Consider the following 15,108-nt stretch of genomic DNA (forward strand, 5'->3'; position numbering starts at 1 on the left):
TGGTGCGACCGGTTACCGGCTGTGTGACCGCACCCCGCGCATCAGCGCGTGCGCTCCCGGGTCACGCCCACATCGACGTCGCCGAACACGGTGACGCCGCTGGCGCCCTGCTGTGGGCTGGCGGGGTCGCTGGAGCGCGCAGAACCTGGCGTGCTGCTGCAACCGCCCAGCGCGCCAACAACTGCGAAAGCCACCAGCGCGGCGCGCAAAGAGCCCCCAGAGCCCCTAACGGGCGATGCTGTGGATTCAGAGCCTTGTTGCTTCAACCTTCACCTCCGAGGTGGTTGCCCAAAATACCTGCCAGCTCGAACATGCCTGCCGAGTCCTTGCCGAACACGGCGCGCAGCTTGTCGTCGGCAACGATGGTGCGCTTGTCCTTGGGGTCTTGCAGGTTGTGGGCCTTGATGTATTCCCACATCTTCTTGACCGCCTCGGGCCGCGCTACGGGTTCGGCACCGATCACGGCGGCCAGGGCGGCGCTGGGGGCTTTGCCTGCGGCGGCCTTGCGCGGTGCCTTGGCGGCAGCGGTCTTGGTGGCGGGGGCTTTCTTGGCGGCGGCAGGTTTTGCGGTTTTTTTGGCTGCAGCGCTTGTCTTGCCTGTCTTGGCAGCTATCGTTTTAGCAGCAGCGCCTGGGCGTGGCGGGAACTTGGATGGCGCAAACTCAAAGTTAACCTTGCCCGCCTCTTTGTCCCACGCCAGGTGGGCCTTGAAGGCGCGGCGGGTGCGCATGCTCACGAACTTGTCGAGCAGGTCGGTCTTGCCGGTGTCCAGCAGCTTGGTCATCTGCTCGCGCTCCACCGGCTGTTGCAAGATGATCTTGCCGCTCTTGAAGGTGCAGCTCGGTGTGGGCTGCGCAGCGGTGGGCACGGCCTTGCTGCACACATAGTTGCTACCGTGCTCGTGCACTTCGGACCCGCAGATCGGGCAGGCACCCAGCGATGCGTCTTCAAACTCCACGATCTCGCCGGACTCTTCGCCCTTCTTGTCGTCGCCAAAGTCGAATTCGAGCTTGTAGTTGTGCGCCTCGTCGTCGTACTTGATGACGATCTCAGACGTGAAGGGCCAGCCTGCCTTGGAGCGGAAGCCCTCCAGCGGGCCAATCTTCTTGTCGCGCAGCAGGGCATTGGCCTCGGCAGTTTCAAAGGTGCGGCCTGCGGGCGACTTGCCAAAGCTGAAGCCGCAGCCCTCGACACCTGCCTTGCCCACGCAGGCAAAGCGGCGGTAGTTCTCTTTGACCACGCCGCCGCAGTTGGGGCACGGCGATTCGAGCGTGGCGTAGTCGCCCGGAATGGTGTCGCGGTCGTATTCCTTGGCCTTTTTCACCATGCGCTCGGTCATGGTGGCAATGCCGGCCATGAAGTCTTCGCGGCTGAGCAGGCCCTTTTCCATTTGCGAGAGCTTGAACTCCCATTCGCCGGTCAGGTCGGCGCGGCAGAGCTCTTCGACCTCCAGCCCGCGCAGCAGCGTCATCAGCTGAAACGCCTTGGCAGTGGGGATGATCTCGCGGCCTTCGCGCAGCATGTACTTTTCAGTCAGCAAGCCTTCGATGGTGGCCGCGCGCGTGGCAGGTGTGCCCAGGCCTTTTTCCTGCATGGCTTCGCGCAGCTCTTCGTCGTCGATCTGCTTGCCCGCGCTTTCCATGGCGCCGAGCAGCGTGGCTTCCGAATATCGCGCGGGGGGCTTGGTCTTGAGGCCCTTGGGGTCCACGGCCACGGTGTTGACGCTTTCGCCTGGCTTCACAGGCACCAGGTTCTGGCCCTTGTCGCCGTCCTTACCGCCTTCGACTTCTTCGGCCGCTTCTTTGCCGTAGATGGCCAGCCAGCCCGGCTTGACCAGCACCTTGCCTTCGGTCTTGAAGCTGTGGGGCGCCACGGTGCTGATGCGCGTGGTGACGGTGTATTCGGCACTGGGGAAGAACACCGCCATGAAGCGGCGCACGACCAGGTCGTACAGCTTTTGCTCGGCCTCGCTCAGCCCGCTGGGCGCCTGCAGTGTAGGGATGATGGCAAAGTGATCGCTCACCTTGCTGTTGTCGAAGATGCGCTTGGACGGCCGGATGTAGTTGTTGTTGAGTGCCGTAAGCGCGTGCGGCGCCAGGTGGCGCATGCCGCTGTCGGCCAGCATCTCAAACGTCTGCTTGGCCACGGGCAAATAGTCCTCGGGCAGCGCGCGCGAGTCCGTACGGGGGTAGGTCAAAGCCTTGTGGCGCTCGTACAGGCTTTGCGCCAGGGCCAGCGTGGTCTTAGCGCTAAAGCCGAACTTGCCGTTGGCCTCGCGCTGCAGGCTGGTCAGGTCAAACAGCAGGGGCGACGCTTGTGTGGTGGGCTTGCTCTCTTCGGTGACGGTGGCCTGCTTGCCGCGCACGGCGTTGGCGATGGACGTGGCCTCGGCGGCAGACCAGACGCGGTCGGCGCGGGCTTCTACGTCTTCCGATTTTTTCCACTTGGGGTCGAACCACTTGGCGGGGTATTCGCCCGCCTGGGCGCCAAACGTGGCGTGGATTTCCCAGTAGTCGCGGCTGATGAACTTGCGGATTTTTTCCTCACGCTCCACCACCAGCGACAGCGTGGGCGTCTGCACCCGGCCCACGGTGGTCAGGAAGAACCCGCCATCGCGCGAGTTGAACGCCGTCATGGCGCGGGTGCCGTTGATGCCCACCAGCCAGTCGGCTTCAGACCGGCTGCGCGCGGCGTGCGCCAGGCCTGCCATTTGCTGCTCGGTGCGCAGGGCGTCAAAGCCGTCGCGGATGGCCTGGGGCGTCATGGACTGCAGCCACAGCCGCTTGACGGGCTTGCCGAGCGGCTTGCTGCCACCGGCGTATTGCTCGATCAAACGGAAGATCAACTCGCCCTCGCGGCCCGCGTCACAGGCGTTGATGAGTTGCGTCACGTCCTTGCGCTTGGCCTGCTTGACCACCGCGTTCAGGCGCGTCTTGGTCTTGTCCACGGGCTTCAAATCAAAGTACGGCGGGATCACGGGCAGGTGCGCAAAGCTCCACTTGCCACGCTTCACATCAAATTCTTCGGGCGCCTGGATCTCTACCAGGTGGCCCACGGCGCTGGTGACTACGTAGCGGTCGTTTTCAAAGTGGTCGTCATGTTTCTCAAACTTGCCGGCCACAGGTGTCAGGGCGCGCACGATGTCTTGTGCGACGGAGGGTTTTTCTGCAATTACCAGGGTCTTGGTCATTTTGGGGCTCTCGCCAGTCATTCTGGTTGCCCGGGTTCCGGGCGCTTCTACAATTCGGCTCTTACGCGCACGTACACGCACACACGCGCACGCACACATGCGTGTGCACTATCAAGTTAACAGAGTTTTTGCCATGCCCCGCTCCGCATCGCCCGCCGCCCCCGCCCTTGCACCGGGCCGCCGCATCCAGACCCGGCGCTCGGGCGTCCATGGCAAGGGCGTGTTTGCCGTGCAGGATATTGCGGAGGGCGAAGTCCTTGTGGAGTACACGGGTGAAGTGATCGGCTGGCAGGAAGCGCAGGACCGCCACCCGCACGACCCCCTGCAACCCAACCATACGTTTTACTTTCATGTGGATGAAGACCACGTGATCGACGCAAAGTTCGGCGGCAACTCGTCGCGCTGGATCAACCACAGCTGCAACCCCAACTGCTACGCCGACGAACGTGACAACCGCATCTTCATCACCGCGCTGCGCAATATCAAGGCGGGCGAAGAGCTGAACTACGACTACGGCCTGATCATTGAAGAGCGCTACACCCCGAAGCTCAAGGCCGAATACCCCTGCTGGTGCGGCAGCAAGAACTGCCGGGGCACGCTGCTGGCACCCAAGCGCGGCTGGGCGCCGCCGGTGCCGCTGCTGCCATCCAAGCCCTTGCCCACCCAGTCGCCCGCCAAAAAAGCCAAAGCGCCCAAAACAGCCAGGCCGCAAGGTCGTAGCCAGTGAGCGCCGCCGCCCCCATCCGATGGCCCGCCGAGGCCATCTGGGAAGCAGTATCACCCGTGTTACCCGGTTTTACGGTGGAGGTGCTGCCCACCATCGACTCGACCAACACCGAACTCATGCGCCGCGCGCGGGTGGGCCAGTGCGAGCCCACGCTGCTGGTGGCCGAGCAACAGACCGCCGGGCGCGGGCGCCTGGGGCGCGTGTGGCAGAGCGATGTGGGGGCTTCCCTCATGATGTCTCTGGGCCTGCCGTTGGCGCCCGTGAATTGGTCAGGCCTGTCGCTTGCCGTCGGTGTGAGCGTGGCAGAGAGCCTGCAGCCCATGCTGCCACCGCTGGGTGCAGGCCAGCCCGCGCGGGTGGGCCTCAAGTGGCCCAACGACCTCTGGCTGGGCGCCAGTAGCGGCGCTGCGGGCGACCGCAAGCTGGGCGGCATCCTGGTGGAGACCGCGAGTTTTGTGCAGCCCCAGGCGGCAATCGCAGCCGACGTGATGGCCAGGGCCGCGCCCGGCGCAGCCAGCACCGCGCGCTATGTTGTGGTGGGCATCGGCATCAATGTGCTGCCGCGCAGCGCAGACGGCATGAGCATGCCGCCCGGCAGTCTTCAGGATGTGGAGCCGGGCCTGGATGCCCCCACCGCCCTGCTGCGTATCGTGCCGCCGCTGGTGGCCATGCTGCAGTCGTTTGCGGGCTATGGCTTTGGCCCCATGCAGCCCCGGTTTGCAGCGCGCGACGTGCTGCAGGGCCGGGCGGTGACGCTGAGCGACGGGCACACCGGCACCGCGCATGGCGTGGGGGATGATGGCGCACTGCTGGTACACACTGCGGGCGGCATGCAGGCCATCACCAGCTCTGAAATCAGCGTGCGCCCCAGCGCAGTACCTCCAGTCTGATGACGATCCCTTTGTTGATAACAATGCTCTTGAAAGGCCGTGCTCCATGCTGCGACTCGCTGTGATCGTGCTGCTGCTGGCCAACGCGGGCTACTACGCGTGGTCGCAGGGCCATCTGCGACAGTGGGGCTATGGTCCTCAGGACCAGGCTGAGCCCCAGCGCATGAACCAGCAGATTCGCCCCGAGACGCTGCAGATCCTGCGGGTGAACCCCAGCAAAACATCGGCAGCACCCGCTGCCGCACCGGCACAGGCACCGGTGGCCACGGCCACAACCACCACCGCCGACGCATCCACCCCGGCGTCAGCAGACGCTGCGGAGTGCCTGCAGGCCGGCGTGTTTGATGAGCGCCAAGCCGCCGCGCTGCGCACCGCCGCTGCGGGCCTGCCGCAAGGCGCCTGGGTGATGGAGCCCACGCCTGTGCCGGGTCGCTGGATGGTCTACATGGGCCGGTTCGACGACACGGACACGATGGACAAAAAGCGGGCCGAGCTGCGTGCCCGCAATGTACCTTTTGACCGCGCGGGCGGCACCTGGGAATATGGCCTGTCGCTGGGCCGGTTCTCATCGGAAGACGCTGCCAAGCGCGAACTGGCAAACCTGAACAGCAAGGGCGTGCGCACGGCCCGCGTGATCCAGGAGCGCCCCGAGTCCCCCGGCTTTACGCTGCGCCTGCCTGCAGTGACCGACGCGCTTCGCCCGCAGCTTGATGCCCTGCGCCCCGCCATGGCAGGAAAGACGCTGCGCACCTGCAGCTGAGAGGCTGAAGTTTTTTATCCAGGCCCGCCTTGCGCGGCGCTTCGACAGACTCAGCGTGGACAGCTTCAAGTGGATGGGTGCCGCCTCAACCATTCACGCATTTCGCAGACACGGCCCACACACCCTTCAGCGCTTTTCACTGGCCCAATGACTGGCCTTCGACGGGCTCAATCCAGGCTGATCGCCCGGGTTTCGCCCTGGCGCAGCAGCCACACGCGGTCCTGCGGAATGTTGCGCTGCGCCAGCACGGCGGCCAGGTCGCGAGGGGGGTGGTCAAACGCTTCTTGCGTCAGCATGAACGTGCCCCAGTGCACGCCCATGCACTGCCTGGCCTCGACGTCCAGCATCAGCTGCACGGCGTCTTGCGGGTTCACGTGCATGGGTTTCATGAAGTCGCGCGGCAGGTAAGCGCCGATGGGCAGCGCTAAAAAATCTACCGCGCCGATGCGGTGGCGAATGGCCTTGAAGTCGCCGCTGTAGCCCGTGTCGCCGGGGAACAGAAAGCGCCATGGTGCAGCCGATTCAGGCCGCGCCCACTCCAGCAAAAAGCCACCCCACAGCGATGCGTTGGTGTCACCCAGGCTGCGGCGGCTCCAGTGCTGTGACGGCGTGAAGTGCACGCGCACACCGGGGGCAATGTCGGTGTGTTCCCACCAGTCCATCTCGGTCACCGGGCCCATGCCGCGTTTGACAAACCAGGGCCCCAGCCCCTGGGGCACCACAAACCGCGGCGACTGTCCGCACGCATGCAGGCGGCGCAGCGTGGCATAGCACAGGTGGTCGTAGTGGTTGTGCGAGACCAGCACCACGTCGATGGGCGGCAATTGCTCGGGCGTCAGCGGCGCGGGCACACGGCGAGGCGCGCCAAAGCGGCCCAGTGGACCCGCAAAGTCGGCCAGCGTGGGGTCGATGAGCACGTTGAGCCCGGCCACCTGCAGCAGCATGGACACATGGCCCAACCAGGTCACCACGGGGGCCTGCTGGCGCTGTGCCAGGCGGGGGTGGTCTGCGGGCTGGCTCCACTGCTGCGCAAAGGCGGCGTATCCGCCTTCGGGTTCTGCCAGCGGTTTGAAGTCGCCCCGCAGCGACCGCCACACCATTTCGTACCAGGGGAAATTGCCAATCACCACCTCGGGGTGCGTGTTGGCATAGCGGCGACGGGCGCCCAGGGACTCCGGCTGGGATGGCGGCATAGGTGAACCGGGCAGTGAAGACATGAGCAGGGCGCAACGCTGTTGTGCAGGGCCCTGCATGATGCCGTAGCCCGTCTCTCCCGGCGGTGCCCAGGGGCTCTGCCCCGCAACACCGGCAACACCTGCAACATCCACTTCAGCTGCCCGCTACCACGTCTCGCGCTTCAAACCGCACCGTAAAGCAGGCGCCTGGTGGGTGATGGCCCGGACGTGCATCCTCCAGCGTGACCTCGGCGTCGTGCTTGCGCGCGATCTCCAGCACGATGGGAAGGCCCAGACCGGAGCCGTCAGCCTCGCTGCCCAGGGCGCGGTAGAACGGCTGAAAGACCAGTTCGCGCTCGGCCTCCGGCACGCCGGGGCCCGAGTCTTCGACCTGCAGCAGCAGCACGTGGCCAAAGATGTCGGCCAGCACGCGGGCTGTGACCACCCCGGGCTTCTCCGAGGTGGACGGCGTGTAGTTGATGGCGTTGTCGAGCAGGTTGCGCACCAGCTCCTTGAGCAGCGTCGGGTTGCCGTCTACCAGCACGCCGGGGGAGCCGGGTTCGGCGCCGTCGTAGCCCAGGTCGATGCTCTTGTCGAGCGCGCGAGGCACCGAGTCCCGCACCACCTCAATGACCAGCCGCGCCAGGTCGCAGGGCTGGCGCGCAATGCCCACGCCGCTGCCCTCTGCGCGCGCCAGTGCCAGCAGCTGGTTGACGGTGTGCGTGGCGCGGATGCTGGAGCGGCCGATCTGCTGCAGCGAGCGTTTGAGTTCTTCAGTGCTGGTGCCCTCGCGCTGGGCCAGGTCGGCCTGCATGCGCAGGCCTGCGAGCGGGGTCTTGAGCTGGTGGGCCGCGTCGGCCAGAAAGCGCTTTTGGGTGGCCAGCGAGTCGTTGAGCCGCTGCAACAGGTCGTTCACCGACGAGACCAGCGGTGCCACCTCCAGCGGCACTGTGCGGTCGTCCAGCGGCGAGAGGTCGTCAGGGTTGCGCGCACGGATGCGCTGCTCCAGCTGGTTGAGCGGCTGGATGCCGCGCGCCAGCGCAAGCCACACCAGCAGCACGGCCAGCGGCAGGATGACGAACTGCGGCAGCATCACGCCCTTGATGATTTCGGTGGCCAGCACGCTGCGCTTTTCGCGGGTTTCGGCCACCTGCACCAGGGCCACGGGGGTGTCTGGCAGGGGCAGGCGCACCCAGATGTAGGCCACGCGGATGTCAATGCCGCGCATTTCGCCGTCGCGCAGCCGCACCTCGTTGGACATGGGGACTTCTTCGTCTGGCGGTTCGGGCAGCTCGCGTTCGCCAGAAAGGAACGTCCCACCGGGGCCCAGCACCTGGTAGTACACGATGTCCGAGTCGTCCGCGCGCAAGATCTCGCTGGCGGGCTGGGGCAGGTTGAACTGCACCTTGTTGTCCACCACGGTCACCAGCTGCGCCAGCGCATGGGCGTTGTATTCGAGCGCGCGGTCAAACGGCTTGTTGGCCAGCCCCTGCGCCACCAGCCAGGTCAGCGCCAGGCTGACGGGCCACAGCAGCAGCAGCGGCGTAAGCATCCAGTCGAGGATCTCGCCGAAGAGGGAGCGCTGCTCTCGCTGGAAGATTTTCAAGTTTTCAAGCCTTTTTGGCCTCTAGCGCTTGCCCATCAAGCGCTAGCAGCTATCATTTTTGCAATCTACCCTGGAATTTTCTCCAGGCAATACCCCAGGCCGCGCACCGTGGCGATGCGGATGGGGCCACCTTCGATCTTCTTGCGCAGGCGGTGGATGTAGACCTCGATCGCGTTGTTGCTGACTTCTTCGCCCCACTCGCACAGGCGCTCCACCAGTTGCTCCTTGCTGACCAGCCGCCCGGCGCGCTGCAGCAGCACCTCCAGCAAACCCAGCTCACGCGCCGACAGCTCGATCATCTTGCCGTCGATGGTGGCCACGCGGCCGGCCTGGTCGTACACCAACGGGCCGTGCTTGATGGCACTGCTGGTGCCGCCCATGCCCCGGCGCGTGAGGGCGCGCACGCGGGCTTCCAGTTCTTGCAGGCTGAAGGGCTTGGCCATGTAGTCGTCGGCGCCAAAGTCCAGGCCCTTGACGCGTTCCTCGACGCTGTCGGCCGCGGTGAGGATGAGCACCGGCAGCGCGGAGCCCCGGCTGCGCAGTTTTTTGAGCACCTCCAGCCCATGCATCTTGGGCAGGCCCAGGTCCAGGATGAGCAGGTCGAACTCGTTGTTGGTCATCAGAGCCGCATCGGCCTCACTGCCGCTGGCGACGTGGTCCACCACGGCCCCCGATGCGCGCAACGTGCGCAGCAGGCCATCGGCCAGCACCTGGTCGTCTTCGGCAATGAGAATGCGCATGGGGGGTCTCCTGGTGGTTGGCAACGGTCTGGCGCCGTGCCTGTCGCGCGATTTTAGGCCGCGGCTTCGCTGTCGCGCGGGATGCCACGCCCAGCGTCGATCAACTCCGGCAGCCGCCGCGCCAGTGCGTCGATCACGATGCGCTGGCGCGTGGGCATGGACCGCGACTGCGGCCACAGCGCATGCAAAGGGTAGCCAAAGGGCATGGCCTCTTCAAACACCGGCTCCAGCGTGCCGCTGGCCACGGCGGGCGCCGCCAGCCAGATGGGCAGGCGCGCCACGCCCATGCCTTCGGTGGCCGCCTGCGCCAGCACTTCGAGGCTGTTGGCCGTGAAGCGCGGGGTGACTTCCAGCTCGAACGGGCGGCCCTGGGGGTCATTGAAGAGCCACGGCTTGGCCCACCCATCGCTGCCGTACACCACAAACGCGTGCTGGTCGCGCGTGGCAGCCAGCTCGGCTATATCGGCCGGGCGCGCATGGGTGGCGAGGTATTCGGCAGAGGCGTACACCCCCATCCACTGGTGGCCCAGCAGCCGCGCGGCGAACTGGGTGCTGTCGGGCAGCGGGCCGCTGCGGATGGCCAGGTCCAGCCCTTCGTCGATGAGGTGCGAAGGCCGGTCGCTGAAGTGGGCCTCGACCACCAGGCGCGGGTGTTCGCGCGCCAGCGCCAGCAACACGGGTGCCACACAGCGCCTGCCCAAGAGTTCGGGGCAGGTCATGCGCAGCCGGCCCACCACATCCTCGCGCCCGGCCTGGACGGCGGCTTCGGCAGCGTCCAGCTCGTCCAGGGCGCGGCGGCAGCGCTCGTAGTAGCGCTGGCCCTCGTCCGTGAGCGCCTGGGAGCGTGTGGTGCGGTGAAACAGCCGCGCGCCCAACCGCGCCTCCAGCCGCGCCACGCCTTTGCCCACGGCAGAACGTGTGAGGTGTAGCCGCGTGGCAGCGCGGGCAAAGCTGCCGGATTCGACGGCGGCGACAAAGATATCGAGGCCCTGGAGGCGGTCGCTCATGGAGGTTTCTTTCGGGTAGCCCGGGCAGATAGCCCGGTGCGTGCATCCGTCATTGACGACAAAAGCGCACCAATCAAACGAAAATTATCCTCCACACAGGCTTTTACGTCACCAATAGCATTGGTTCTGTTTCATTTTCTCTACGGAGTACACAGACCATGGCCCCTCTTCCCTCGACCTTGATGCGCTGGCAGCTGGCCGATTTCGGTGCGCAGCACCTTGCGTACGTTGAAGCCCCCATGCCCAGCCCCACAGGTCGAGAGGTGCTGGTGCGGGTGGACGCGGTCTCGCTGAACTACCGCGATCAACTGGTGATTGACAACCAGTACGGCATGGGCGCTGCGCCCCCGTTCACTCCCGGCTCGGACATGGCGGGCCAGGTGGTGGCGACGGGCCCCGGCGTGACCCGCTGGAAACGCGGCGAGGGCGTCATCAGCACCTTCACAGCCGGGTGGCTGGACGGACAGGCTCCTGCAGACGCCATGCCGCTGGGGGTGCCCGGGCCGGGCATGCTGGCCACCCATGTGCTGGTACATGAGGACTGGCTGGTGGCCGCGCCGACAACACTGGACGCTGCAGCGGCCAGCACCTTGCCGTGCGCCGGGCTCACCGCCTGGATGGCGCTGGTCGAAAACGGCGGGCTGCGCGCGGGCCAGACGGTGCTGATGCATGGCACGGGCGGCGTGGCGCTGTTTGGCGTGCAGATTGCGCGTTTGCACGGCGCCCAGGCGTATGTGACCAGCGGCAGCCCTGAAAAAATACCGGCAGTGCTGGCGCTGGGCGCCGCCCAGGTGTTGCCGCGTTCGGGCCTGTGGCCCGCCGAGCTGCTCACGCTGACAGGCGGCCGTGGAGTGGACCACGTGCTGGAGACGGCTGGCGGCGCAACGCTGGGTCAGTCACTGCAAGCTCTGACCCAGGGCGGCCATGTGGCCTACATCGGCGTGATGGAGGGCGCGGGCTTTTCCGGCTCGGGCTTTGACCTGATCACCAAACGGGCGCGCGTGCAGGGGGTGAGCGTGGGGCACCGGCGTGCACTGCAGGATCTGGTGCGGGCCGTGGACGCGGGCGGGTTGCAGCCCGTGGTTGCGGCGCGGTACCCGGCGGCCAAGTTGCACGAAGCGCTGGAGCACCTGGCCCGAGGGCCGCTGGGCAAGGTGGTGGTGACGTTCTCGGCGGAGTAACCCCGCCACCCCGCAGCCTGGCAGGCCAAGGCGGTCTGCTGAGGTCGGCTTTTGGGGCTAACGCGGATCGGTGGCCAGCAGCTTGTGCACCAGCGCCTGCAGGTCCGCCTGCAGCCGCGCCATGCCCTCGGGGTGCTGCGCCAGCGTCTGCTCGTCCATGTACAGCCTGCGGTTGATCTCCAGCTGGATGCTGTGGCGGTGCGCTGCGGGGTTGCTGTAGCGGCGCACCAGTTCCACGCCCTTGTAGGGGTGGTTGTGCTCAACGCTGTAGCCGCAGCCGCGCAGGTGTTCGCACACCAGTGCCGACAGGGCCGGGCTGGCGGTGGTGCCGTCCCGGTCGCCCACCACAAAGTCCGCGTGCACCAGACCCGGAAAGTCCGTGGCGTGGCTGGCGGCCACGGCGGGCATGGAGTGGCAGTTGATGTGGATGCTGTAGCCGTGGCGGGCGTGCGCCGCGTCAATGGCCTGCTGCACGGCAGCGTGGTAGGGGCGCCAGCAGTGGTCGATGCGAGCGCGCACTTCGGCCACGGTGAGTTGGCGCTTGTAAATGGGCTCGCCTTCGTCAGTGAACTTCCAGATCAGACCCTTGCCCAGGCGCACCTTGCTGAGGACCTGGGGGTCGGTAGAGATGGGGTCGGTCCATTCGCCGTCGAGCAAGGTGGTGTCTAGCTCGGTGGTGTCGCGGTTGGCGTCGAGGTAGATGCGCGGGAAGTGCGCCTCGACCCAGGCCACGCCGAGCGCGGGCGCAAAGGCATATATCTTTTCGACGTGCGTGTCTTCGGCGCGGCGCAGCGTGAGCAGGTCGCAGGCGGAGCCGAAATCGTCGGGGTAGCGGGTGCCACTGTGCGGAGAATCGAACACCAGCGCGGTGGTGCCTGGCACGGTGGTCACCATGGACGCGGCAGAAGAAGTGCTGGACAGGCCCGGCGAGCCGGTGACACCGGGCTGGGCTTGCATAAATCGGTGGTGGATCAGTTTCAAGGCTGCATGCATAGGCAGAGTGTGCGCAAAGGAGGGCGGCTGGCCTAGCCGCCCAGACCGGGATGTGACTATGGTTATCCCTGAAAACAGGGCAACCACGGTGTCGCGAACCAGGTTCACGGCATCCCGGCTATGGCCGGTACGGGGGTACGGGGGGTGCGGAGATCAGTCCAGCACCACCTTGGCATAAGCGGCTACGCGCTTCATCTTGTCGATCTCGCTGGCGATCTGGGCGGTGAATTCCTTGGGTGTGGTGCCCGACGGGTAGAGGCCCTGGGCCGCCAGGCGCTCGCGCACAGCGGGCTCCTTCAGGGCCTGCGCCACAGCCTGCTGGATGCGGTCGACCGCAGCAGTCGGTGTGGCGGCAGGGGCGACCAGGCCAAACCACGAAGGCTCATTGGCCTGCTTGTAGCCCAACTCGCCATAGGTGGGCACATCAGGCAACACGTCCAGGCGCGCGGGCCAGGACACAGCCAGTGCCTTCAGCTTGCCGGACTTGACGTGTGGCAGCGACGAGGCGACCTGGTCAAAGTACACCGCCACCTGGCCGGCCAGCACGTCGTTGATGGCCGGGCCTGCACCACGGTAGGGGATGTGCACCATCGAGGTGCCGGTGCTGCTCTTGAACAGCTCGCCCCACATGTGGCCGATGGTGCCGTTGCCAGGGGTCGCGTACGACACCTTGCCGGGGTTGGCCTTGAGGTACTTCACCAGTTCGGCAAAGTCCTTGACGGGCAGCGTGGCGGGGTTGATCACGATGACGCCCGGCGCCTTCACGATCTCGGTCACGCCCACAAAGTCCTTGGTGGGGTTGTAGGGCAGCTTGGTGTACACGGCGGGGTTCACGCCGTGGGTGGACAAGGTGGCAACGCCAATGGTGAGACCGTCTGGCGCTGCGCGGGCCACTTCGGCCATGCCGATGGAGCCGCCTGCGCCGCCCCGGTTTTCCAGCACCACGGGCTGCTTGAGGATGCGGGCCAGCGACTCTTGCAGGCTGCGCGCGGTGATGTCCGTAGCACCCCCGGGCGGGAAGGGAACAATGATGCGCAGGGGCTTGCCCTCTTGCGCCAAAGACATTCCAGGAACGAAAGATACGGCAGCCAGAGCGGAAAGGACGTGACGGCGTTGCATGGGCATTTCTCCTATGAAGTGCATTGAGGTTAATGGAATCACCGCCCTCTACCAAGCAATGGATATGCCTGATAACATTCCGATATGGAATGATTTGAGAACTTACTAATGTCCTCACTGCGCCGCCTCTCACCCCCCTTGCACCTGCTTCGTGCGTTCTCCACTGTCACCCGGTTCGGTGGCATCTCGCGTGCGGCCGAGGCGCTGCACCTGACCCAGAGCGCGGTCAGCAAACAGATCAAGGAGCTGGAAACCTGGGTGGGCGTGCCGCTGTTCGAACGCAGCCGCAAGCGCCTGGCGCTCACCCCCGCAGGCGAGCGCTACGAAAAGGCTGTGCGCGGCGTGCTGGCGCAGCTGGAGGCGGCCACGCTGGAGCTGATCACCAGCGACGACGGCGGCGGCGCGCTGCACCTGTCCAGCCTGCCCACGTTTGCCGCCAAGTGGCTCATTCCGCGGCTGCCGCAGTTTCAGCAACAGCACCCGCAGATCACGCTGCACTTTGTGCCGTATGTGCACAGCTACGACTTCACCCGGCCCGAGCTGGACTGCGCCATTTTGTTCGGCGACGGCCACTGGCCCGGCGCACACGCCCACCACATCACGGGCAACGATGTGGCCCTGATCGCACCGCGCACCAAGGTGGCCGACTGGGCCATCCACTCCCCGCGCGACGTCGCCAAACAAACCCTGCTGCGCCATGTGACGGTGCCCGAGGCCTGGCTGCGCTGGAGCGAAACCCATGCGGTCGAGGGTGCCATCGACCCATTGGCGGGTCCGCAGTTTGACCAGTTCCAGACCATGATCCGCGCTGTGCAGGCGGGCATGGGCCTGGCGCTGGTGCCGCGCTGCCTGGTGCAGGACGAGATCACGGCAGGCCTGGTGCGCGAACCGCTGGCAGACGCCGCTCAGCGGGGCGGCTACCAGAGCGACGTGGGCTACTGGTTTTGCTACCCCGAAGGCCGCACGCAGCTGCATGCGCTGCAGTGCTTCAGGCAGTGGCTGCTGGCGTGCGCCGAGCCAACGGGGGCGCAGTCGCTTGTGGGAGGCTCTCAGCCCACGCTGTCGCCGCCGGCATAAGCCTCCAGCCCAATGGCCACCACGGTGGCCACGTCGTTGCCGACCTCAGCGTGGAACTCAGCCTCGGCCTGCGCCACCGCGTCGCGAAAAGCCTGCAGCCATGCCAGCCCCGTGGGCGTAAAGGTGACGCGGCGCGCGCGGGCATCGAGCGGGTCGGCCTCGCGTGTGACGAGACCCCAGGCTTCGCACTGATCCACCAAGTTGGCCATGGCCTGCTTGGTCATGCCCGCGCGCTGGGCCAGGTCGGTGAGGCGGTCGCCCTGCAGCGACAGGTGGCGCGTGATGTGCACATGGGCGGCTGTCACCTGGTCGCGTGCTGCCAGGTTGGACAGCGCCAGAGGCACCTCGACATTGCGCGCCATGAGCTGTAGCACCCGTGCGTCGAAGCGCCGCAGCGCGTGGCCCATGAGGCGCCCGAGGTGGGTTTGGCGCCAGCGGTCATCGGGAGCCGAGGGGAGTGCGGCAGACGGGGCATCCGGTGAAAAATCAGCCATCCTACATTGTCAGTCAAACTGACTAAAAATCGCTTTATCTTGATTCCACTACTCGCATAAACTACTGTTCAAGCATCCAGCCTGTGATTAACCGCAGAGCGATGCAAGCATCCAACCTGTTGTTTTTCAAGGAGTTTTCTCATGGACGT

Annotated in this window: 14 protein-coding genes and 1 pseudogene; 6 read left to right on the forward strand and 9 right to left on the reverse strand. The window is 66.0% G+C overall.

Annotated features, from left to right (window positions below):
- Positions 1–41: 41 nt before the first annotated feature.
- Positions 42–266, reverse strand: coding sequence for a hypothetical protein (locus ACK4OE_RS15205; protein WP_409885653.1), 225 nt, complete (start codon positions 264–266; stop codon positions 42–44).
- Positions 263–3,190, reverse strand: coding sequence for a DNA topoisomerase III (locus ACK4OE_RS15210; protein WP_409885655.1), 2,928 nt, complete (start codon positions 3,188–3,190; stop codon positions 263–265). The genes ACK4OE_RS15205 and ACK4OE_RS15210 overlap by 4 nt, the downstream gene beginning before the upstream one ends.
- A 133-nt stretch (positions 3,191–3,323) precedes the next feature.
- On the opposite strand from ACK4OE_RS15210, the gene ACK4OE_RS15215 reads away from it, so the two are divergent.
- From ACK4OE_RS15215 to ACK4OE_RS15225, 3 genes are read left to right on the forward strand one after another with little or no spacing between them, the layout of a single operon-like run.
- Entirely contained in the window at positions 3,324–3,917 is a 594-nt protein-coding gene (locus ACK4OE_RS15215; protein WP_409885657.1) for an SET domain-containing protein, read from the forward strand.
- Entirely contained in the window at positions 3,914–4,807 is an 894-nt protein-coding gene (locus ACK4OE_RS15220) for a biotin--[acetyl-CoA-carboxylase] ligase (protein WP_409885659.1), read from the forward strand. Before ACK4OE_RS15215 ends, ACK4OE_RS15220 begins: the two co-directional genes overlap by 4 nt.
- Positions 4,808–4,853: 46 nt before the next feature.
- A complete protein-coding gene (locus tag ACK4OE_RS15225; protein ID WP_409885661.1) occupies positions 4,854–5,567 on the forward strand; it encodes an SPOR domain-containing protein in 714 nt (237 codons plus the stop codon).
- Positions 5,568–5,734: 167 nt separating this feature from the next.
- Here ACK4OE_RS15225 and ACK4OE_RS15230 read toward each other — a convergent pair whose 3' ends face one another.
- Positions 5,735–6,760, reverse strand: coding sequence for an MBL fold metallo-hydrolase (locus ACK4OE_RS15230; protein WP_409885663.1), 1,026 nt, complete (start codon positions 6,758–6,760; stop codon positions 5,735–5,737).
- A gap of 136 nt (positions 6,761–6,896) precedes the next feature.
- Entirely contained in the window at positions 6,897–8,348 is a 1,452-nt protein-coding gene (locus ACK4OE_RS15235; RefSeq protein ID WP_409885665.1) for a sensor histidine kinase N-terminal domain-containing protein, read from the reverse strand.
- Positions 8,349–8,362: 14 nt separating this feature from the next.
- Between ACK4OE_RS15235 and ACK4OE_RS15240 the strand changes: the two are divergent.
- Positions 8,363–8,407, forward strand: a pseudogene (locus ACK4OE_RS15240) (hypothetical protein); the annotation flags it as partial.
- Positions 8,408–8,413: 6 nt separating this feature from the next.
- Here ACK4OE_RS15240 and ACK4OE_RS15245 read toward each other — a convergent pair.
- Both ACK4OE_RS15245 and ACK4OE_RS15250 read right to left on the reverse strand, forming a co-directional pair.
- Positions 8,414–9,088 (reverse strand): response regulator, encoded by a 675-nt coding sequence (locus ACK4OE_RS15245; RefSeq protein WP_409784111.1) that lies wholly within the window; start codon positions 9,086–9,088, stop codon positions 8,414–8,416.
- 53 nt (positions 9,089–9,141) lie between these two features.
- The gene (locus tag ACK4OE_RS15250) at positions 9,142–10,095 is read right to left on the reverse strand and encodes a LysR family transcriptional regulator (protein ID WP_409885666.1); all 954 of its coding nucleotides are present in this window, start codon (positions 10,093–10,095) and stop codon (positions 9,142–9,144) included.
- A gap of 158 nt (positions 10,096–10,253) precedes the next feature.
- Between ACK4OE_RS15250 and ACK4OE_RS15255 the strand changes: the two genes are divergently transcribed.
- Positions 10,254–11,276 (forward strand): zinc-dependent alcohol dehydrogenase family protein, encoded by a 1,023-nt coding sequence (locus tag ACK4OE_RS15255; RefSeq protein ID WP_409885668.1) that lies wholly within the window; start codon positions 10,254–10,256, stop codon positions 11,274–11,276.
- 57 nt (positions 11,277–11,333) lie between these two features.
- On the opposite strand, the gene ACK4OE_RS15260 is transcribed toward ACK4OE_RS15255, so the two are convergent.
- Together ACK4OE_RS15260 and ACK4OE_RS15265 are read right to left on the reverse strand one after the other, a co-directional pair.
- Positions 11,334–12,269, reverse strand: coding sequence for an N-formylglutamate amidohydrolase (locus tag ACK4OE_RS15260; protein WP_409885670.1), 936 nt, complete (start codon positions 12,267–12,269; stop codon positions 11,334–11,336).
- A gap of 153 nt (positions 12,270–12,422) precedes the next feature.
- Entirely contained in the window at positions 12,423–13,388 is a 966-nt protein-coding gene (locus ACK4OE_RS15265; protein ID WP_409885672.1) for a tripartite tricarboxylate transporter substrate binding protein BugE, read from the reverse strand.
- A 108-nt stretch (positions 13,389–13,496) separates the two neighbouring features.
- Here ACK4OE_RS15265 and ACK4OE_RS15270 point away from each other — a divergent pair, with 108 nt between their 5' ends.
- Entirely contained in the window at positions 13,497–14,465 is a 969-nt protein-coding gene (locus ACK4OE_RS15270; RefSeq protein WP_409885674.1) for a LysR substrate-binding domain-containing protein, read from the forward strand.
- On the opposite strand, the gene ACK4OE_RS15275 is transcribed toward ACK4OE_RS15270, so the two are convergent.
- Positions 14,438–14,959, reverse strand: a complete 522-nt coding sequence (locus tag ACK4OE_RS15275; RefSeq protein WP_409885676.1) for a MarR family winged helix-turn-helix transcriptional regulator — start codon at positions 14,957–14,959, stop codon at positions 14,438–14,440. The genes ACK4OE_RS15270 and ACK4OE_RS15275 overlap by 28 nt on opposite strands.
- Positions 14,960–15,108 lie beyond the last annotated feature (149 nt).

Source organism: Acidovorax sp., from assembly GCF_046314175.1.
Taxonomy (GTDB): domain Bacteria; phylum Pseudomonadota; class Gammaproteobacteria; order Burkholderiales; family Burkholderiaceae_C; genus Acidovorax.

Coding starts and splice junctions, on each gene's coding strand:
- ACK4OE_RS15210 (WP_409885655.1), bottom strand. CDS start 3,190: ATGACCAAGACCCTGGTAATTGCAGAAAAACCCTCCGTCGCACAAGAC.
- ACK4OE_RS15215 (WP_409885657.1), top strand. CDS start 3,324: ATGCCCCGCTCCGCATCGCCCGCCGCCCCCGCCCTTGCACCGGGCCGC.
- ACK4OE_RS15225 (WP_409885661.1), top strand. CDS start 4,854: ATGCTGCGACTCGCTGTGATCGTGCTGCTGCTGGCCAACGCGGGCTAC.
- ACK4OE_RS15230 (WP_409885663.1), bottom strand. CDS start 6,760: ATGCCGCCATCCCAGCCGGAGTCCCTGGGCGCCCGTCGCCGCTATGCC.
- ACK4OE_RS15245 (WP_409784111.1), bottom strand. CDS start 9,088: ATGCGCATTCTCATTGCCGAAGACGACCAGGTGCTGGCCGATGGCCTG.
- ACK4OE_RS15250 (WP_409885666.1), bottom strand. CDS start 10,095: ATGAGCGACCGCCTCCAGGGCCTCGATATCTTTGTCGCCGCCGTCGAA.
- ACK4OE_RS15255 (WP_409885668.1), top strand. CDS start 10,254: ATGGCCCCTCTTCCCTCGACCTTGATGCGCTGGCAGCTGGCCGATTTC.
- ACK4OE_RS15260 (WP_409885670.1), bottom strand. CDS start 12,269: ATGCATGCAGCCTTGAAACTGATCCACCACCGATTTATGCAAGCCCAG.
- ACK4OE_RS15265 (WP_409885672.1), bottom strand. CDS start 13,388: ATGCAACGCCGTCACGTCCTTTCCGCTCTGGCTGCCGTATCTTTCGTT.
- ACK4OE_RS15270 (WP_409885674.1), top strand. CDS start 13,497: ATGTCCTCACTGCGCCGCCTCTCACCCCCCTTGCACCTGCTTCGTGCG.
- ACK4OE_RS15275 (WP_409885676.1), bottom strand. CDS start 14,959: ATGGCTGATTTTTCACCGGATGCCCCGTCTGCCGCACTCCCCTCGGCT.